The organism is Microcoleus sp. PH2017_34_RAT_O_A (assembly GCF_020737885.1).
Lineage (GTDB): Bacteria > Cyanobacteriota > Cyanobacteriia > Cyanobacteriales > Microcoleaceae > Microcoleus.
The window spans coordinates 24,093-44,112 of record NZ_JAEQDD010000138.1; the positions used below are offsets into that span (position 1 = coordinate 24,093).

Sequence of the window (20,020 nt, forward strand, 5' to 3'; positions counted from 1 at the left end):
GCAATATACAGATATTATTGGAATTTGTGCCAGCCGAGGCAGAATGTGTTGGTGCCGGAGTCCAGGGCTATCTATGCCAAAAGGCAGTTGTCGTTGTTACGATCGAGCTAAACCGTTTAATCAAATTATGATCGGCCAATCTCCCTTACCTTTATCCTCCAATTCAATCAAGCCTCTGCTGAACCCTCAAAACCTGCGGAAACCTTTACTGGCTTTAACAGCAGTTATTTCTCTGAGCAGCTCAATTTTACTTGACACCGCCGTCTACTCTTCGCGAGCGACAGCTCAAGAGAGCGAGGGATGCTTTATGCGGAACTCCAGCGGTCAAACTGTCAGCTTGAGTCGATCGGTATGCGGTTTTCTCCCTCAAGAATCGACTCCCGCTGCTTCGCCTGCTTCGCCTGCTTCGCCTGCTTCGCCTGCTTCGCCTGCTTCGCCTGCTTCGCCTGATACCAAGTCGGGAGTGTTTCTAGTCAAAATTAAACGCCGAGAAGCTAATATCCCAGTCATAGAAGTCACCTTTAATGGCAAACAAAAGTTTGAGATGATGGTGGATTCGGGAGCCAGCCGCACCGTCATTACACCAGCAATGGCTACCGCTTTGGGGATAGTTCCTAAAGGAACCGTGCAAGCAAAAACTCCGAACGGAGAGGCTACTTTTTCTCTCGGCAGTCTTACTTCAATTGAAGCTGGCGGTTTGGCGATTAATAATATAGTTGTACCCATCTCCCCAGCACTAGAAATTGGGCTGCTCGGTCACGATTTTTTTGGTAATAAAGATGTGACTATTAAGCAAGATGTGATTGAATTTCGCTCGCGCTCATAGAGAGAAGTTCGGCAGCGGATTATGTAACAGATGTAACGCAATACGGTTCACTTAACACTTTTTGTTACCCACAGATTTCCCTCGCATCCCCCTTAAAAAGCAGGGTGCTTTTCTTGTCATCATGGAAATAAGTACGTAGTTGGGCTTCAGCCCTCTTTCAACATACCTGTATAGAGGGCTAAAGCCCAACTACGTACCTTGTACCTTGATTAATCCGTTAAATCCCGCACATCGATCGTTGCCGAACTTATTCCTTCACCGCAAAAACTCCACCAACTGCTGCAACTTCAACCAAGATTCACCACTCGATAAAATCTCCTTGGCCAAAGTAACTCCTGCTGCGTGGGAACCGATCGGAATTACACCTCCCACCTGAAAAGCCAAAGACGCATTCAAAGCTACAACATCCATTTGTGCTGCTGTACCTTTGCCTTGCAACACGTTGCTCAAAATCTCGGCGTTTTCCTCAACATTTCCGCCTTTTAACGAGCCGATCGCACTTGGCGTCAATCCTACCTGTTCCGGATGCAAACTTGTCAGTTCAACCTGGCCGCCCGACAAAACCGCCAAATCCGTCACATCACCCAAACCCGCCTCATCCAACTTTTCTCGGCCGTGAACGACTATCGCCAACTCAGTTCCCAACTCGCCCAAAGCTTGGGCAATAGTTGATACCAGACTGGGATCGAACACCCCGATTACCTGCCCTGTAGGGCGCATAGGATTGACGAGCGGCCCTAAAAGGTTAAAAACAGTCCGCACCTTCAAAGTGCGTCGGAGCGATGCTACAGCCTTAAGTGCGGGATGCCACCCAGGCGCAAATAAAAAGGTGATGCCCGTAGCGTCTACCGCAGCTTTTACCTTGGCAGGATCGGCGCCCAGGTTGACTCCGAGTGCTTCCAACACGTCAGCCGAACCGACTTTGCTGGATGCCGATCGATTTCCGTGTTTGGCGACTCGAACTTTGCCCGCAGCAGCCACAAAGGCTACAGCAGTGGAAATGTTAAATGTGGACGCACCATCGCCGCCTGTGCCGCAAGTATCAATTAATTTGAGATTCGAGATGGGAGATTGGCGATCGACAACGCTCTGGGACTCGCCCGTCAGGGACTGAGACTGCAATACCTGAGCCATTCCTGCTAATTCTGAGGCCGAGATGCCTTTGGCTTGGAGGGCTGCTAAAATGGCTCCTGAAAGCACGGGGGGTATGGCTTCTGCCAGCCATCCCTGCATTAAGTCGGCAGCTTGGACGTGCGAAAGAGATTGTCTGTCTAACAGTTGTTGCAGCAGGGCTGGCCACAGGGGAGAGTCCGCTGTCAAAGTTGAAGCTGCGGATATATCTGGTGTTGTAAGTACGGAAGAATCAGTCATGTAGCGACAATGAATTTTTTGCTGGGGTGGGCTGTTTGATGTCGGGCCTGGGCCGAGTGTCGATCGGGATTTTACCAGAGTTGCTGCCGACATTTGGCGCGCCCTGACCCAAATTTTTGCCAAAATGACAGCAGGGCGAAAAACTGTAACTAGATTGTTAGACAAAGTTGCCCATATGCGCCCGATCGTGGGTAGCTTTTGTCTTCTGTTAGATTTTCCATACTTGCTGCGGTGTCTGATATTGGTCACAATCAGACAGTGCAAGCAAGAAATATATGCCGCGAGCCAAATAAAGGAATGCCATGCTACTCGGATTTAAAACCGAATTAAAACTTAATGCCCGACAGCGAATACTGCTAGCCAAACATTGCGGGGTAGCTCGTCACGCTTGGAATTGGGGACTGTGGTTGACCAAAAACATTCTCGACCACAATCAAGCAAACCCCAACGAAAAACTCAAATTTCCTACAGCTATTGACCTGCACAAACTGTTAGTAGCTATGGTAAAATCAGAGAATGCTTGGTATTACGAGTGCAGCAAATCTACACCGCAGATCGCATTAATAGCATTGCGAGAAGCATGGAAACGGTGTTTTAAAAAGACTGCTGGCGTACCGAAGTTTAAGAAAAAAGGAAGGGGAGATTTTTTCACATTAGAAGGAACAGTCAAAATCAGCGCGAGCAACAAAATCCAAGTTCCTGTAATTGGCGTCATTAAAACTTATGAAAAGTTACCGCAAGTATTGACTAAATCTTGCACGATATCCCGGATTGCCGACAGGTGGTTTATCAGTTTCAGGTTTGATGTAGAACAACAAGAATCATGCCAAACAAATATTGTAGGAGTTGACCTCGGTATTAAAGCATTGGCTACTCTCTCAACAGGTGAAGTAGTTATAGGTGCTAAATCTTACAAAAAATACGCAGCAAAACTCTCAAGGATGCAATGGTTTAGTCGCCATAAAGTCATCGGTTCGAGTAATGGTCAAAAAGCACAGAACGAGATAGCAAGATTGCATAGAAAGATAGCTAACATCCGTAAAGATACATTACACAAACTAACGACATTACTTGCCAAAAACCACGGTGTAATAGTTATAGAGGATTTGAATGTATCCGGGATGATGGCTAATCATAAACTGGCTGCATCAGTTGCTGATATGGGTTTCTTTGAGTTCCGCCGCCAGTTAACCTAGAGCGTGCAAGTTGTACGGTTCAAAGTTGGTAATAGTTGACCGTTGGTTCCCAAGCTCAAAAACCTGTTCTAATTGTGGAACCAAAAAAGAAACACTCTCTCTGTGTGAGCGAATGTTTGAATGCAGCCATTGTGGTTTTAAGATTGACCGCGACTTAAATGCGGCAATCAATTTGTCAAAAACCGTCAGTTAGGCGGGGTTAGCCTGTGGACTGGACAAGTGCCGACACTACCAGGATGAAGCAGGAAGTAAACGAAGCCCCGAGGCATCCAACATTGCCTAATTTTGGGTCGCTTTGGGTAGGATTTATGTAACGGCTACAGAATTTATTCCACGAAACTAGCCCAATATGAATTTTTTGATACAACAATGCTCCCTCGGATTGTGACAATTTTAGATAGGGGCCTCATCTACTAAAGAGCGATCGACCGTCAGCTATATAATCTGCCAGCAAAAATCAATGGTAACTGGCACCATTGGTGGCAGCATTCAGCTAGAGTGGCGGATTGCTTGCAGCAAGTTTGCCAGCCGATGGGGCGATCGTCTAAAAAATCAGCAGTTGGTACTGTACTTTGGAGCGATCGTTGTCAAAGTCACTGCCGAAACAGGAAAAAACAGTTTACAGCTAATTTCAGCCTGTACAATTATTCCTCATTTATTCAGGAAGCTTTTAACAGACGAGTTTGGATCGAACGATCGCAACTTTCAGCAGATTGATTGGCAAATCCGATTTTGACAGTCATTTGTAGCTCAAAATAAAATAAACCCGACTGGTTAAACTTTCGTAACTCTACTAACAACTAACGGCGCAGTAGATGAAGTCAATAAATACAGCAGTGTCCGGAGAATCTCAGACTCTAGCCGTTCTCGATCGGATCCAATACACATATTCTGTAGGGACACAACACAGCGTTGTGTCCTGATATGTGTTGCAAGCAATTAAGGCTTGACAACAACGATCGCACGGCTCGGCGGTGGATTTATCGACTTGGCGATCCAGCATCTATACTACTAACAGACACTCAACAATATTGAATCTTTCACAAAAACACACCAGGGTATTCAAAAATGGCACACCAAAAATTAGCAAACAAAACGAACGACTGTAAATTAGAAAATAAAACGATAGAATGCCTGAATATAGAGGAGGCACTGCACCAAATGGAAGCAAAATATCAGAGTATGTTTGAAAATGCTGTTTCCGGCATTTTCCAAACAACCCATGACGGTCGCTACATCAGCGCTAACCCAGCTTTGGCTCGCATCTACGGATATAATTCTGCCGAAGAATTGATGGACAGCCTGACTAATATTAGCGATCAGCTTTACGTCAATCCCGATCGCCGCAATGATTTTATTTCTGCTTTGCAAGCAAAAGGCATCGTGTCAGATTTTGAGTCGCAGATTTATCGCAGAGATGGAACAGTAATTTGGATCGCGGAAAATGCCCGCGCAGTCCGCAACCCAGGCGGTCAATTGCTCTACTACGAAGGTTTTGTCGAAGATATTACCCAGCGCAAAAATGCCGAATCTAGGCTTAGAGAAAGTGAAGAACGCCTGCGAATGGTAATAGAAGGTGTTAAAGATTATGCTATATTCATGCTAGATACTAAGGGGTATGTAGCAAGCTGGAATTCGGGAGCCAAAAGAATTTTAGGGTATGAATCTAGCGAAATAGTTGGGAAAAATTCTGAATGCTTTTATACGCCTGAAGATATTGCAATTGGCAAACCCCAAGAAAAATTAATCACAGCTAGCGAAAGAGGTAGATATCAAAGTGAAGGCTACCGGTTCCGCCAAAATGGCTCCCGATTTTGGGCGAAGATTATTGTGACTCCTTTGCGGGATGAAAGCGGAGAGTTGCAGGGCTTTTCTCAAGTAATGCAGGACATTACTAACCAAAAGCGGGCTGGAGAAGAAAGAATGCAGTTGATTGCTTCTTTGCAAGCTTCAGAAAAAAAGTTTCGCACTCTGTACGAATCGACGACAGATGCGGTAATGCTGCTAGACGAAAAGAGTTTTTTAGATTGCAATCCGGCTACTTTAACTTTATTTGGATGCAGCAGTGAATCGGAGTTTTGTGGCAAGCATCCTTCGGAATTTAGCCCGCGGCTGCAACCGAACGGGCAAGATTCTATGAGTCTTTCTCTAGAGCGAATTAATACGGCTATGGAAACAGGAAATAGTCGTTTTGACTGGGTACACTGCCGTTTGGACGGTTCAGAGTTTCCGGCGGAAGTGCTGTTAACTTCTATGGATATCGGCGGCAAAATGCGGCTGCAAGCCGTGGTGCGCGATATCACTTATCGGGTGGAGGCAGAGGTTGCTCTGAAGCAGGCTAACGAGGTATTGGAATGCCGGGTTAAAGAGCGGACAAGTCAGTTGGAAGAAGCTATTAAAAGGTTGAGTTTGTCGGAGGAAAAGTTTTCTAAGGCTTTTCGATCGAGTCCAGATCCAATGACTATTACTACTTTTGCTGAGGGTCGTTTTATAGAAGCTAATGATAGTTTTTTATCGATAACTGGTTACAGTTTAGAAGAAATGACCTGCAATACAGTAGCGGGATTAAATATTTGGGTAAAGCCTCAAAACAGACTTGATTTTAGGCAATTGCTGCAAGTACAGGGTGTTGTTCGCAACGCCGAATGCGAATTTCGGGTGAAGTCGGGATCGGTGGTGGTGTGTTTGGTGTCAGCCGAATTGATTCATTTGGAGGGGGAACTCTGCGTGCTCGTGGTGATGACAGATATTACCGATCGCAAACACGCAGAAGAAGCCCTGCGGGAAAGCCAGCGCGCCTTGTCCACCCTAATGAGCAATTTGCCGGGGATGGCCTACCGCTTTCGCAACGATGCCGATCGCAGTATGGAGTTTGTCAGCGAAGGCTGCTATCAATTATCCGGCTATTCTCCCGAAGAATTTATCGGCACCCCGCAAGTTTCTCTATCGGAATTGACTCACCCGGACGATCGCGAAATCTTCTGTAATGCCGTAGAAATTGCCCTGCGAGAAAATCGACCATATCAGTTAAATTACCGCATAACTTCTAAAAACGGGGAATTAAAATGGGTTTGGGAGCAAGGTTTGGGAGTATATTCCGACTCAGGCGAATTGCTCGCTTTGGAAGGGTTAATTACTGATATTTCCGAACAAAAACGCAGCGAGGAAGCTTTGCTGCGATCGCAAACCGAGTTAACCCAGCAAAAACTTCAGCTCGAACATACTTTACAGGAATTGCAGCAAACTCAAGCAGTATTAATTCACACCGAGAAAATGTCTACCCTCGGTCAAATGGTAGCCGGTGTTGCTCACGAAATTAACAATCCCGTTAGTAGCGTCTGCGGCAATCTCGTCCACATAGGTCACTATACCGAAGATTTGCTGAATTTAATCGATATGTACCAGCAGCACTGCCCACAGCCACCGGCATCAATTCAACAGAAAATTGAGGATATCGAGCTAGATTTTCTCTTAGAAGATTTGCCAAAAGCTATCTCTTCGATGCAGATTGGAGCCGATCGCATTCGGGAAATTGTGCGATCGCTCAGAAATTTCTCTCGCAAAGACGATTCTCAAATGACCAAGGTTAATCTACACGAAGGCATTGAAGGAACGCTGCTAATCCTGCAAAGCCGCCTGAAAGCCCGAGGCAACTATCCCGAAATTGCCGTAATTAAAGAATATGGCAACTTGCCTTTAGTTGAGTGCTATTCCGGTAAAATCAATCAGGTGTTTATGAATTTGATCGGAAATGCGATCGACGCGATCGAGGAATACAACGCAGGGCGATCGGTTCTCGAAGCCAAAGCTAACCGCAGCAAGATTAAAATTAAGACGGAAGTCCAAAACTCCAATGCTGTAATTCGGGTTTCTGACAACGGCCCCGGTATGCCCGAAAAAGTTTGCCAGCAATTATTCGAGGCCTTTTTTACCACCAAACCCGCAGGCAAAGGCACCGGTTTGGGCCTGTCCATTTCCTACAGAGTCCTCCAAGAGCACGGCGGGATGCTGACTTGCGTGTCTGCACCAGGGCAAGGAGCCGAATTTATCATCGAAATGCCGATCGAGCAAATTAGTCAGTAGTCAGTAGTCATTAGTGCGAGCGTCCCCGCTCGCGAACGCTATTAGTGCGAGCGTCCCCGCTCGCGAACGCTATTAGTGCGAGCGTCCCCGCTCGCGAACGCTATTAGTGCTCGCGAACGTTATTAGTGCGAGCGTCCCCGCTCGCGAACGTTATTAGTTATTGATTATTGCGAGATATTCAAAAATAACAAATAACAACTGCCAACTGTCAACTGTCAACTGTCAACTGTCAACTGTCAACTAACTACTGACACCTAGCCAAATAAATTCGAGCCACCCTATCCCCCGGATTTTGCCGCAAACAATCAGCAAATAACCCCGCCGCTTCAGTAAAATTATAGATATTGTACAAAGACAAAGCCTCAGTAAACACTGGCAAAGTAGCCAACTTCCCCGCTTTAACGAACGGCAAATCTGCATCAAAAACCTCATAAACAGTAACCCATGCAGACTTCCCCTTAACCTGAACCTTATCAATCACGCGAATCCCATAATCAGCAGGATTTCTCAAGCCATCGACAGTCTGCTGAGTAATTAACAGCGGCACCTCGTAATTCTTCGTCAAACTTTCAATCCGAGCAGCCAAATTAACCGCATCGCCAATCACAGTACCGTCCATCCGATTGCGTCCGCCAACAGTACCCAGCATCAAAGAACCAGTATTAATTCCCACCCCAATCTGGATCGGCACATCGCCCATAGAAACGCGATATTGATTGTATTCAGCAAGAGTATGCAGCATCTCAATCCCCGCTTTCACAGCATTGTCAGCGCCCTCGCTAAACAAAGCCATAATTGCATCGCCAATATATTTATCAATAAACCCATGATTTTCCACAATCAGCGGTTCCATATAACTCAAATATGAATTTATAAATTTAAAATTATCTTGCGGTGTCATCTGTTCCGAAATCGTTGTGAAATCGCGAATGTCAGAAAACAAAATCGACATTTCCAACTCTACCGCATCTCCCAATTTAACATCAACAATACTGTCATATCCCAAAAAAGATAAAAACTGATTTGGTACAAAGCGACTTGTCGCCTCAGTGATTTTTACTTCTGTATCTAGCGCCAGTTCCAGATTACTATTAACTTGAAAAAGTTCTGTAATCAGATTTTTGCGCTCGGCTTCAGCTTTTTTGCGATCGGTAATATCTAGAATGGTATTAATAGCATAAGTAATTTTTCCGGTGCGATCGTAGATAGGAGTTGCCGAAATTTCTAAGGGAATAATTTTGTCGCCGTTGTGGACTTCTACATCGTCAGCAGCGGCATTTTCTCCTCTCAACGCCCGCACAACTGGCAAGTCTTCAGGAGGATATTCTCGATCGGTGCCTGCTCGATAAGTTTGATAAACCTCTGACAATTGTTCTGAATTTATATCCGGCACCACTCCCTTACCAAATATCTCTTTGGCTTTATGATTGATATAGTAAACTTTGCCCTCAGCATCCAGCACCCCCACACCAATTGGCATTGCTTCCAAAAACTGTGTCAAGCGATTTTCGTTTTCATTGAGTTGGGCAATCAGTAATGCTTGGTCAAAGTTTAACTTTGCCAACTCGCTATTCATTTGCTGGAGTTGGGCATTTTGTTCCGCCAACAGTTTGTTTTGATGGTAACTATTGACAGCTTCTTTTACCGTCAAACTCAGGTCTTCTTGCTGCCAGGGCTTGGCGATATAACGATATAAATTTGCATTTTTGATAGCATTTCCTACCGCTTCAATATCTGCTTGTCCTGTGAGCATGATTTTCAGAGTTTTGGGTGAAATGATATGAACTCGCCTTAACAGCTCATCTCCATTCATTTCAGGCATAATATGGTCGGAAATAATTAACGGGACTTCATAGCCATCGTCTAGCAATTCCATGATTAATTCTAATGCTTCTTCCCCACCTTCAGCAATTTCGATGATATAATCATTACTGATTGCCTCTTGAAGTTCTGCTTTCAGACTTCGGAGTACAGTTTTCTCATCATCAACACAGACAATTACTTGTAGAGCCATAATTGAGACCGACCGGATTTAATAGTTTTCAACAACTCGGCTATAGTTGCGCTAAACCAGATTTAATCGTTTCCAACAGTTCGGCTTCCGACCAAGGTTTAGACAAACAGCAATGGAGATTCGCTTCGTTCTTAGCTCGGTTAATCGCTGCTTCGTCAGCTTGACCAGTTAGCATAATTTTAATAACTTTGGGGAATTTTTTGTGAATCCGAATCAGCAGCTCATCTCCTTTAATTCCCGGCATTAGCCAATCAGAAATAATCAAAATAATACTTATATCTTCCTCATTAAGTTCTTCGATTAACTCTAGAGCTTCATCCGCATCTTCCGCTCCTTCATAGAGGTAATCACTACCGAATGCTCTTGACAGTTGCGTCCTCAGACTATTTAACACAATTCTCTCATCATCAACACACAAAATAACTGGCTTAGACATTATTTTTTATCCTCTATGATTAGCGATATAACTCTGTTGGTAGGGTGAGAACTGCACACCTTACCGCTACTAATAGTCTTGCAAACCAGCTTATGCTTCAGTCCTGATATTGGTACATTTCATAATTATACTCTAACGTTCGGCAGAAAAACATTAAATGTAGTTTCACCTGGAATTGATTCTACCTCAATCCTTCCTTGATGTTTTTCCACAATCTTCTTCACAATGTCCAGTCCCAATCCGCTGCCTTCTCCTGCGGGTTTAGTAGTAAAAAATGGCTCGAATATTTTCGCCTCGATCTCTTCAGGGATGCCTTTGCCACTGTCAGTAACGCTAATCTTTACCTGATCGGATTGCTCCGTCAATCCAATAGTTAATGTGCCACGATTATCCATTGCTTGCAAAGCATTGTGAACGAGATTTGTCCACACTTGATTTAGTTCATCTGGATAGCATAGTATCGGCGGTATTTCGGTATAGTTTCTGACTACCTCAACTCCTTGTTTGAGTAAATTTTGATAGAGAGTTAAGATGGTTTCGATCCCTTCAGCAATGCTGGCTGTTGTCTTAGTGCCTGCCTGTTCGTAACGGGCATAGGTTTTTAAGGCAAACACAACTTTTGATGCTCGATCTGTAGCTGTATTGATAGTAGCGATGCCTCTTTTTAATTCAGACAGTTTGTAGGCGGTTCCTAGGATGTGCAAACTATCCGGTTTTTGGAGTAGCAGGAGACAAGTTTCGATACGATCGTAGATCCCCATCACAACTAATAGATCTGCAACAATATCGGCATTCTCAATCTCTAATTCTTGCAGTTCGCTTCTTAAAGCTCTCTTCAATTTGCGTTCTTCTTTGGTTGATAGTATTGATTCTTGTTGGAGAGATCGCTGAAGTAATTCTGAGAATTTTTGCCCTTCTTCTGGAGAGAAAGATTGAAAAAGTGCTGGCAAATGTTCCAGAGTTTGATCCAAGAACTTAGACACATTTCCCGCTGAAGAACGAATTGCACCCAAGGGTGTGTTAACTTCGTGAGCAACTCCCGCCACAAGTTGTCCTAAAGCTGCCATTTTTTCTGATTGAATCAGCTCTTCTTGGGTGGTTTCGAGCTGTTGGAGAGTATCGCTTAGTTCTTGATTTTTCTGGTACAAAGCTGCTTCAGCCTGCTTGCGATCGCCAATTTCTCGCCACACCGTATGCAGAATTTCCTTACCATCTACAGGAATTACAGTCAGCAATACTTCCACCCAAAAGTCTTCTCCGTCGCTGCGCCGGTGCATCCATTCAAAGCGATAGCTACCTCGCGAAAAAGCAATGGCTGTGATTTCCTGGGCTTTTTCAAAAGAGTTTCTACCGTCTGGTTGAATCTCCGGAGAAAGTTGAGCCGGCGGCAAGGAAAGAAGCTGTTTTTTGTCATTGCAACGCATCATTTTGACCGTGGCGGGGTTGCAGTCGATAAAAACATCTCCATCTAAAAGCAAAATTGCATCGGCGGATTGCTCGTAAAGTTGTCGAAAACGAGCTTCTGACTGCTGGAGTTCTTGGGTGCGTTCTTCTACTTTTGCTTCTAAATTGGCATAGAGTTGGGCATTTTCGATCGAGATGGCAGCTTGAGAAGACAATAATTGTAGAACTGCTAATCGATCGAGAGTAAATGCACCCACTGTCAGGTTATTTTCTAGGTAAAGGATACCGATCGCCTTTCCTTGATGTTGAATAGGCAAACACAATACTGATTTTGGTTTGTGCTGACTTATGTATGGATCGTTAATATTTTTAATGGGAGATTCTGGTTGGTTGATTTCCTCGAACAAGTCGTTAAAAATGACATATTCTTGAGTCCTAAAAACATAGTTGATGACGCTTCGAGGTAACTTATCGCTAGTTTCAATAGGAATTGACTCCAGAACTTTTATTTCTGCAACACCGCTAATTCCGGTAGCTTCAATTACTAAATTACCTGCTTTTTGCAAAATAAAATTGCCTGTTTCTGCTCCGGCATTTTCCATCACTACTTGCATTAAAATTGACAGCAATTTGTCAAGCTGAATTTCTCCTGAAAGTGTTTGAGATGCTTTCATGATTGTCCCGAAGTCCAGGATTTCTGAAACACTGGAACTCGTGGATGAGATAGTTCCAGAGTTCATTAGCACAATTGTTTCGTCTGTATGAATGCTCTTTTTCTGGTTCAGAATAGGAGCAAGCAATTGGGGATACCGTTTTTCTAGATCCTCAACCTTTGCCTTTGCACCCCAACGCGCATAAGCGTAGTAGGCGTCGGTTAAGTAAACTGTGCCAACTTTATCTTTACCCCAAGCGAGATAGAATTTAGCCGCGAGTTCCTGGGCTAGTGCTTCTTCGTTGAGATAACCGTTTTCTTTGGCGAGGGAAATGGCGCGATCGTACAATTCGATCGCCTCTAATTTTTCCTCTAAAACTCGATGCCGTTCTGCCTCTACTAGATAAAATTTATGTAGATAATTCATCGGGGCATGATTCGCCCATTTTTGCATTTTCTCCTGATTGGCGATTACAGTTTCGAGGATTTGTTGTTGTTCCGAAATCTCTCGATCGGGATACACCGCCAACTTAGACAGAGAATCATAGGTATAAAAAATCGGTACTAATATCGAAGCTACTCCTGCATCTAAATACTCTTCTGCTCCGGCAGAATGCTCAATGGCTTGGTGGTAGTCACAAAAAAGATAACAAAGGATTAACTTATTTAAGAAAAAATAGTAACACGCTATTCTGTAATTATTGGCAATATGAATCGGTAACATTTTTGCTTCATCACAAGCTGAACCGATTAAAAAGCAAGGATTATCCGTCCTTTCCAGTAAGTTTAATACAACTTGATGGTAAATTTGATGCAATTGAAGAATGCTATCCTGATTCATCTTGTCGATCGCATCACCGTAAGTTTCCATCTCTAGTTTCACGCTTGATAGCTCGACCGATCCACTAAAGAATAAATGGTAGCAATACCTGTGGGCAGAATAGCAAGCGTGTTCTAAATCTCCTGTCTCTAAACCGCTAAAGTAAGAAGCTAGAAAAGGTTTTAAGGTCTCTGTAATATGCTGTTTCCAATGCTTGATAAAGCAAGCTTCTACAAACAGCGTCATAGATTTGAAAGGCTTAGTATCGAGTTTTTCGAGTAAATTTAGTGCAAGTTGTCCAAATTGATAGCCCGATTCTAACTCCCCCATGACTCCGCAGAGAATGAGTCCATAATTAGCATAGGCATGAGTATGAGTTGGTGCATTACCATATTTAAGGGCTAATTGAATTTGTTTAAAAGTAATGAGAGGTAGCAAAACTGGAGTGACCATGTAAGCAGAAGGACAGAGTTGTAACAGCATCTGAGTTGCTGCCAGTTTTTGCGGGTCACTCATGTCAGGTAAATCAATTAAGTCATGAATCGGTTTTTCTTGTAAAGCCAATTGCGTCTTTTCAAAAGCCAAGGGAATTTCTGTCAGTTCTGGATCTTTAGGTAGATCTATCCCCAAGAGTTTGAGAATGTCTAACCCAAAATTCAAAGATTGTTTGAGTTGGTTCTGCGCTTTCAAAGCTTGAATTTTAACTTGATAAGTTTTGATTTGATCTAAGAGCGTATTTGCCTTTTCCAGGACTATTTCTGCCAATGGCTCCATTTGCTCAAAATCACCATTCAGATACATCGCCTCTGTGGCTTCTTCGTAAAGTGCTAAACTCAGGTTGTAATGATTCTGCCAACACTCAACATCCAGGAGTTCTATGCCTAAAGTTAAATATTTTTCAGCAGCCGCGTAAGCCGTGGAAGATTTAGCTTTACGTCCAGCTATTAAATTTAATTGAGCAAGCTCATCTCGTTTGATTCGATCGGTAATTAACTCCACCCCGATATTTAATTGGTTGACAATATCAAAAATCTTCTCTTCTTGTTCTGCTTCTGGCGTATTCCTCAACAACAATTGTCCGATTTCGAGGTGGGTGGACTGTTTCTGGGATTCGGGAATCAGAGAATATGCCGCTTGCTGCACTCGATCGTGCAAAAATCTGTAGGGAACCGATAACTCCGATCCTTGAAGAATTTCAATTGATTCAGATTTCTGAAAAAATTTATATACTTCACTGGTGGGAATAATTAATCCTTCTTGCAGTGCTAGCCACAAATCGGCTGCTGTTTCCGACTCGGATTTTTTGGAGACAATTGCTAGCGTTGCTAAGTCAAATTGATTACCTACACAAGCTGCAAGTTTTAAAGCTTGCTGAGTATTTTCAGGCAATTTCTGCAACTGAATTGCCATAAACTCGACGACATCATCAGTCCAAGAAAGCGCCCTCAATTTGGCAATATCGCACTGCCACCCCCCCCTTGCCCCGGGGGTGAAATCAAATGATATAAATCCATCGCTGTGCAAAAATTGCAGAAATTTAGTTGCAAAAAAGGGATTGCCTTTGGTTTTGGCAAAAATCAATTCCGTCAAAGGCATTGCTCTTTCTATTGGACAAGAAAAAGTATCCGCAATTAGGCAATTTAGGGAAGTTAGGTTGAGAGGTGCTAAGGTAATTTGATTGACTTTCAGGACGGGTGGATCGATATCCTGCTTTTCTAGAGAAGATGCTGACGAATTAGCCTCTACTTTCCTAATCTCACCCAATGTCAACATTAGCGGGTGAGCCGGAAATACTTCGTTGTCTCGATATGCTCCCATTAACAACAGATAGCGGGTATCTGTTTCGCTCATCAGCAACTGCATCAATTTCAAAGAAGCTGAGTCTGCCCACTGCAAATCATCCAAGAAAATTACTAAAGGATGTTCTTTGGTGGCGAATACTCGGATAAACTTGCCAAATAGCAAATTAAAACGATTTTGAGCTGCGACTCCTTCTAGTTTGAGGACTTCTGGCTGCTTACCAATTAGGTGTTCTAATTCTGGGATGACATCGATAATAACTTGACTGTTTTCACCCAAAACCCCTAATATCTTGACTCGCCATTTCTGCACCTCGCCAGCACTTTCGGTGAGTAATTGTCTGATTAAATTCTGGAATGCCTGCACCCAGGAAGAGAAGGGAATATCCCGCTTAAATTGATCGAATTTACCTTTGATGAAGTAACCCCGTTGGCGGACAATGGGTTTGTGAACTTCGTTGACAACGGCTGTTTTGCCAATGCCGGAAAAGCCAGCGATTAGCATGATTTCGATATTGCCTTCGCTGATGCGATCGAAGGCTGCTAATAGGGCTTTAACTTCAGTTTCTCTACCGTAGAGTTTTTCGGGAATGACGAAGCGATCGCAAATATCCCGATTTGCCAATACAAACTCGCTAATAGTCCCATTTTCTTGCCATTGGTGCGAGCATTTTTCTAAGTCGTAGCGCAGCCCAGCAGCACTTTGATAGCGTGATTCTGGAGTTTTTGCCATCAGTTTCATGATGATATTATTCACCATCACTGAGATAGCTGGAACCAGATTGATTGGCTCAGTTGGCATTCTGGCAATATGACAGTGGACTAACTCCATTGGATCGTTAGAGTCAAAGGGCAATTTCCCTGTTAGTATTTGGTAAAATGTAACTCCCAACGAGTAAAAGTCGGTACGGTAGTCGATACCCCGATTCATGCGTCCCGTTTGTTCTGGGGACATATAAGCTAGGGTTCCTTCTAAGACGTTTGGATTTTGGATTTCCTGGTTTTCTCTGGGTAGAAGTGAGGAAATGCTGAAGTCAATTAATTTAACTTCTTTAGTTTCCGGGTTAATGATGATATTCTGGGGCTTGATGTCTTTGTGAATAATTCGGTTGTGATATAGTCCTTCTATGGTTTTGACAATCTGAATTGCGATCGGCAAAAATTCATTTAGCGGTAGAGGCGAACTCTGGAGGGAGGAAATGTCAGATTTACTGGATTTGATATTCTCCAATTGCTCTGAATTAACAGTATACTCAGCGAGGGAAATACCTCCAATATCCTCGGTAATCAGAGCAAAAGCATTCTGATAGTTTAAGAGTGCAATGGGTTTGAGAATTCCCGGAAGGTCAAGATTTTTGGTGATCGTGTACTGATTCCGAAACTGTATGAGTTCGCTAAAAGTGGGATATTCACTCCATAACAGTTTGATAATTACTTTTTGGTTTGACTCAGAAACTCCTCGATAAACCTGGGTTCTAGAGCCATTATAGATTTGCTCGGTGAGGTGATAGCCGGGAATTTTTAACATATTATCAGTCATGGTGAAGAGGTTAAATCAATATTCTGTAGATGCTATCGGAGGCTGAAAATGATAAAGCGGTAAGGTGCATATTGCACATCTTACAGAGTAGAGTTTATGCGCCCAGAACAATTAATCCAAAATTCTTGGCTGTTCAAATTTTAGATGCTCTGGCTGAAATTAATTAGGTTTTTTAGTGCTATTTAACTATTTTCGACAGGGACTAAATGACACCCGGTGAAAGACAGACACACCACAACGTTCCAAAGCTAACTTATGTTTAGCAGTACCATATCCTTTGTTGTTTGTCAAGTCATATTCAGGATACTTGACGGCCATCCGCAGGATTAATTCGTCGCGCCAAACTTTGGCGACAATACTAGCAGCGGCAATCTGAATCGATCGCGAATCACCTTTAATCATCGTCTCTTGGTCGATCGACAAATTGGGTATTCTTTGATTGCCGTCAACCAAACACAAATCTGGGGCGACATTTAATTTCAAAATCGCCCGTTTCATTGCCAACAAAGAAGCCTGCAAAATATTCAGGCGATCGATCTCCCGCACCGAAGCCACACCAATTTGACAGTCAACCGCCACAGCCCTGATTTTGACTGCTAACCGACTCCGGGCTGCGGCACTCAACTGTTTGCTGTCGCGCACTCCGCAACTTACTAATTCTTCGAGAACTTCGTCGGGCAAAATGCAGGCGGCTGCCACCACTGGCCCGAACAAAGCTCCTCTTCCTACTTCATCTACACCTGCAATTATCCGAGGGAAAGAGGGGGAGGGGGAAAGGGGGAGAGGGGGAGAGGGAGAGGGGGAGATTGGGAGATGGAAAGATGGGAAGAGAGTAAAAATTTCTACTTCTTCTTTGTTCCTTTTTCTTTGTTCCTTCTTCCTTCTTCCCTCTTCCTTCTTCTTTGTTCCTTCTTCCTTCTTCCCTTTTCCTTCTTCCTTCATAATCACTCATCCAAAACAGCAGAGGAGCGGCGACGGCGGCGGCGGTTGATCGCAGGTTCCTCGGGTTCGCTCGATTCGATCGCCTCGTGGGATTCGATCGGCTCATAGGATTCGATCGGCTCATAGGATTCGATCGGCTCATAGGATTCGATCGACTCATATAGCTTATTCGGCTGATTCGAGAAAGCCATCACATCGTCGGCTTCCTCCATCGGCTCAAAATCATCGATTTCGTCGATCGAACTTGCGCCGTAAATTTCAGCCTCATCATCAGCATCATCGTCATCGTCATCCTCAGCAAATACCGGCAGGGCAACCGACATTTCTGAATAATAATTTTGTTCCTCAACATGGGGTGCTGGCGCAGGCGCTTCAAATTCAAATTCGAGCTGCTCAAAAGGCGGCTTATTCGGCCCAGCTCCGGGGAGTGTCACCGAAACGATCGCATTTTTAGGATTTTTGACGCTGCGATCGGTTAGCACCAAAGGAGAAACCCCCATCAGAGCATAAACATCCTGCTCTTCTGGCGTCATTTCCACCGAAATCACCTCCGGAGGCTCCACCATCGGCTTCAGCAGCTCAGACTTAGTTGGCCGCACGCGATCGAATTCCTCGCGCCTGCCAACAGTTGCCATATTCACTAGCCCGAAGCCCTCAGAAGCTGCCCGGATGCCGGGGGGAGTCACCACCAGATACTCAGAGCGGGTATCTGCGACGGGCGCACTCGAAGTATTCGGTAGCCGCAACTTGCTACGTACCGGTTCCTCTTCCACCGGGACGACGGCAAAAGGCTCTTCACCAATCCGGCGGCGGCGGCGCCGTCTGGTTCCGTTGCCCAAATCCTGATAGCTGGGATGGTTGAGCAAGTCCAAAGCTGAGGCGTTGCCGCCAGTCTCAACAAAATCCAAACTTTCGCTCTGAGGTTCCCAAGCAGCCCGAGCGAGTTCGGGGGAACGTTCTTCTCGCACTGGTGCAGCAGTTGCAGCAGCTACAGGCGCCAAGCTGCGGCGTTCCAATCCTTCTGGCAAGTTCAACATCACCCGGTTGGAGGAAGTCACAGTGCGATCGGCTGCTTCCCGCACCGCTGCGCCGAAGTCCTCTTCGCCCGGGAGTTGTACCAGATGACCCAACCCACTGCAAGTAGGGCAACTGTGGCCGAATAACTCGTAAATATTTTGACCTTGGCGTTTGCGGGTGAGTTCTACCAGTCCTAATTCGGACAGTTGAGCGATTTGGGGTCGAGATTTGTCAGCTTTGAGAGCTTTATTGAAATGTTCCAGCACCTGCAACTGATCGCGGCGGGATTCCATGTCAATAAAGTCAACAATAATCACCCCGGCAATATTCCGCAGTCGCAGTTGTCTGGCAATTTCCGTTGCTGCTTCGCAATTTGTCCAGAGTACAGTTTCGCGAGCCGTTGCCGATCGAGTAAACGAGCCAGAGTTGACATCAATTACCGTCAGCGCTTCTGTCGGCTCGATAATCACATAACCGCCAGAAGGTAAATCTACCCTTGGTCTGAGAGCTTCTCGAATCGCAGCGTTGACGCGGAAAAATTCTAAAATCGAGGCGCGCTCTCGGTGGTGGTCGATCAAAACTCCCGCAGGAAGTTTACCGCCGTTCCAGCTCATCAACTGCTGCTTCACCCGCTTAATCCCATTTTGCGAGTCCACGACAATCCGGTTCACGTCACCGCTGAACATATCCCGCAATACCCGCTGGATAAAATCGTCATCGCGGTTGAGCAGTGCCGGCGCCCGGGTAGAACCGCCTTCAAGTTGAACAGCTTCCCACTGCTTTTGCAGCACTTCCAAATCTTCCATGATGGCTTCTTCGGTCATGCCTTCGGCTTCGGTTCTTACCAGCAGCCCCATCCCGGCCGGTTTCACCAAAATAGCCAGGGCTCTGAGGCGGTTGCGCTCGGCTTCCGACTTGATTCTCCGGGACAGATTGACTCCCCTGCCGTAGGGCATCAGTACCAAATAACGCCCGGGCAGGGTAATGTTGCCTGTCAGCCGGGGGCCTTTGCTGCCCGTCGGTTCTTTCATCACCTGTACCAGCACTTTTTGCTGGGGGGTGAGGAGTTCTGTAATTGCTCCTGCCGATCGCTTGAGCCGCAGTGGGCCGAGGTCTGTGACGTGCATGAACCCGTTGCGTTCTGGGTCGCCAATATTGACGAAGGCCGCATCTATCCCAGGAAGTACATTTTCGACAATTCCCAAGTAAATGTCGCTGACTTGGTGGCTGCCTGTGGCTACCACGAGTTCTTGGATTTGATCTTCTGAAAAAACGGCAGCAATGCGATGCTGCTCTGCTATAACTATCTGCTTTGTCATTCAATTTCCTCAAAAAACTGGCAGCAAGTTAGAGACACTAACGCTGAAAAGTGCCTCTGACTTTAACTGTAATTAGTAGTAGCTTAAAGAGTTATTAGCTGTCAGTTGGTGCAGGGTTGAAGGAAATTTAACTCTTCACTGTTAACTGTTAACTCTTCACTGTTACAGATAAAAAAGTAGTTAAACCCGACCCATCGAGAGTTATGAGTTATGCTCAGCAGATAAATCTGAGAGATAGAAATAAGGAGGCTTTTATCGAGTTAGCAAGATTGAGTTTTAAGTTGAGAATTGCTGTCCTCAATACTTCAAAATTCAACAGTTGCAACTCTTCCTTTGAACTCAGCGAATAAATTCAGCGCCACTCTCACCAATTTCTTAACACACAACTGAACACACAACTGAACACTACGAACTGATAACTCTGCTTGCGTGGTGGTTGAGGGCTGGTTTTAAGCGAAAGTAAGTAGGAGCGAAAGCGTAAGGACTTTTGTTGAATTCTTGCGCGATCGCTACGCCTCTAATCGCCAATTAATTGGACAAACGTGGACTCAGCATACAAAAGAAAACCTTGGCACCTCAAAAGTGGTCATTCTTTTTGGCA

Annotated in this window: 11 protein-coding genes; 5 read left to right on the forward strand and 6 right to left on the reverse strand. The window is 44.8% G+C overall.

Annotation, left to right across the window (positions count from 1 at the left end):
* Positions 1 to 73 precede the first annotated feature (73 nt).
* Complete coding sequence (locus JGK11_RS30435) at positions 74 to 826, forward strand: retropepsin-like aspartic protease (protein ID WP_293214175.1); 753 nt, start codon at positions 74 to 76, stop codon at positions 824 to 826.
* 255 nt (positions 827 to 1,081) lie between these two features.
* On the opposite strand, the gene trpD is transcribed toward JGK11_RS30435, so the two are convergent.
* The gene (trpD, locus tag JGK11_RS30440; protein ID WP_293175013.1) at positions 1,082 to 2,197 is read right to left on the reverse strand and encodes an anthranilate phosphoribosyltransferase; all 1,116 of its coding nucleotides are present in this window, start codon (positions 2,195 to 2,197) and stop codon (positions 1,082 to 1,084) included.
* A gap of 302 nt (positions 2,198 to 2,499) precedes the next feature.
* Between trpD and JGK11_RS30445 the strand changes: the two genes are divergently transcribed.
* From JGK11_RS30445 to JGK11_RS30460, 4 genes are all read left to right on the forward strand, one after another.
* Positions 2,500 to 3,393, forward strand: coding sequence for an RNA-guided endonuclease TnpB family protein (locus JGK11_RS30445; protein WP_293174906.1), 894 nt, complete (start codon positions 2,500 to 2,502; stop codon positions 3,391 to 3,393).
* 25 nt (positions 3,394 to 3,418) lie between these two features.
* The gene (locus JGK11_RS30450) at positions 3,419 to 3,586 is read left to right on the forward strand and encodes a transposase (protein WP_293174909.1); all 168 of its coding nucleotides are present in this window, start codon (positions 3,419 to 3,421) and stop codon (positions 3,584 to 3,586) included.
* Between the two features lie 267 nt (positions 3,587 to 3,853).
* The gene (locus tag JGK11_RS30455; protein ID WP_293174912.1) at positions 3,854 to 4,129 is read left to right on the forward strand and encodes a hypothetical protein; all 276 of its coding nucleotides are present in this window, start codon (positions 3,854 to 3,856) and stop codon (positions 4,127 to 4,129) included.
* A 332-nt stretch (positions 4,130 to 4,461) separates the two neighbouring features.
* Complete coding sequence (locus JGK11_RS30460) at positions 4,462 to 7,476, forward strand: PAS domain S-box protein (protein ID WP_293174915.1); 3,015 nt, start codon at positions 4,462 to 4,464, stop codon at positions 7,474 to 7,476.
* A 244-nt stretch (positions 7,477 to 7,720) separates the two neighbouring features.
* Here the strand turns inward: JGK11_RS30460 and JGK11_RS30465 are convergent, their stop codons facing one another.
* The 5 genes from JGK11_RS30465 to JGK11_RS30485 all read right to left on the reverse strand — a co-directional run bounded on the left by JGK11_RS30465 (position 7,721) and on the right by JGK11_RS30485 (position 19,419).
* Positions 7,721 to 9,490 carry an adenylate/guanylate cyclase domain-containing protein gene (locus JGK11_RS30465; protein ID WP_293174918.1) on the reverse strand — a complete coding sequence of 590 codons (1,770 nt, stop codon included), beginning with the start codon at positions 9,488 to 9,490 and terminating at the stop codon, positions 7,721 to 7,723.
* Between the two features lie 40 nt (positions 9,491 to 9,530).
* Positions 9,531 to 9,926, reverse strand: a complete 396-nt coding sequence (locus tag JGK11_RS30470; protein WP_293155470.1) for a response regulator — start codon at positions 9,924 to 9,926, stop codon at positions 9,531 to 9,533.
* A 125-nt stretch (positions 9,927 to 10,051) separates the two neighbouring features.
* Positions 10,052 to 16,141 (reverse strand): trifunctional serine/threonine-protein kinase/ATP-binding protein/sensor histidine kinase, encoded by a 6,090-nt coding sequence (locus JGK11_RS30475; protein ID WP_293214178.1) that lies wholly within the window; start codon positions 16,139 to 16,141, stop codon positions 10,052 to 10,054.
* Positions 16,142 to 16,327: 186 nt separating this feature from the next.
* Positions 16,328 to 17,083, reverse strand: coding sequence for a ribonuclease HII (locus JGK11_RS30480; protein WP_293174924.1), 756 nt, complete (start codon positions 17,081 to 17,083; stop codon positions 16,328 to 16,330).
* A gap of 2 nt (positions 17,084 to 17,085) precedes the next feature.
* On the reverse strand, positions 17,086 to 19,419 hold the full coding sequence (locus tag JGK11_RS30485) for an Rne/Rng family ribonuclease (protein WP_293174927.1): 2,334 nt from the start codon (positions 19,417 to 19,419) through the stop codon (positions 17,086 to 17,088).
* Between the last annotated feature and the right edge of the window lie 601 nt (positions 19,420 to 20,020).

Coding starts and splice junctions, on each gene's coding strand:
- trpD (WP_293175013.1), bottom strand. CDS start 2,197: ATGACTGATTCTTCCGTACTTACAACACCAGATATATCCGCAGCTTCA.
- JGK11_RS30465 (WP_293174918.1), bottom strand. CDS start 9,490: ATGGCTCTACAAGTAATTGTCTGTGTTGATGATGAGAAAACTGTACTC.
- JGK11_RS30460 (WP_293174915.1), top strand. CDS start 4,462: ATGGCACACCAAAAATTAGCAAACAAAACGAACGACTGTAAATTAGAA.
- JGK11_RS30455 (WP_293174912.1), top strand. CDS start 3,854: ATGGTAACTGGCACCATTGGTGGCAGCATTCAGCTAGAGTGGCGGATT.
- JGK11_RS30435 (WP_293214175.1), top strand. CDS start 74: ATGCCAAAAGGCAGTTGTCGTTGTTACGATCGAGCTAAACCGTTTAAT.
- JGK11_RS30485 (WP_293174927.1), bottom strand. CDS start 19,419: ATGACAAAGCAGATAGTTATAGCAGAGCAGCATCGCATTGCTGCCGTT.
- JGK11_RS30470 (WP_293155470.1), bottom strand. CDS start 9,926: ATGTCTAAGCCAGTTATTTTGTGTGTTGATGATGAGAGAATTGTGTTA.
- JGK11_RS30445 (WP_293174906.1), top strand. CDS start 2,500: ATGCTACTCGGATTTAAAACCGAATTAAAACTTAATGCCCGACAGCGA.
- JGK11_RS30480 (WP_293174924.1), bottom strand. CDS start 17,083: ATGAAGGAAGAAGGAAAAGGGAAGAAGGAAGAAGGAACAAAGAAGAAG.
- JGK11_RS30475 (WP_293214178.1), bottom strand. CDS start 16,141: ATGACTGATAATATGTTAAAAATTCCCGGCTATCACCTCACCGAGCAA.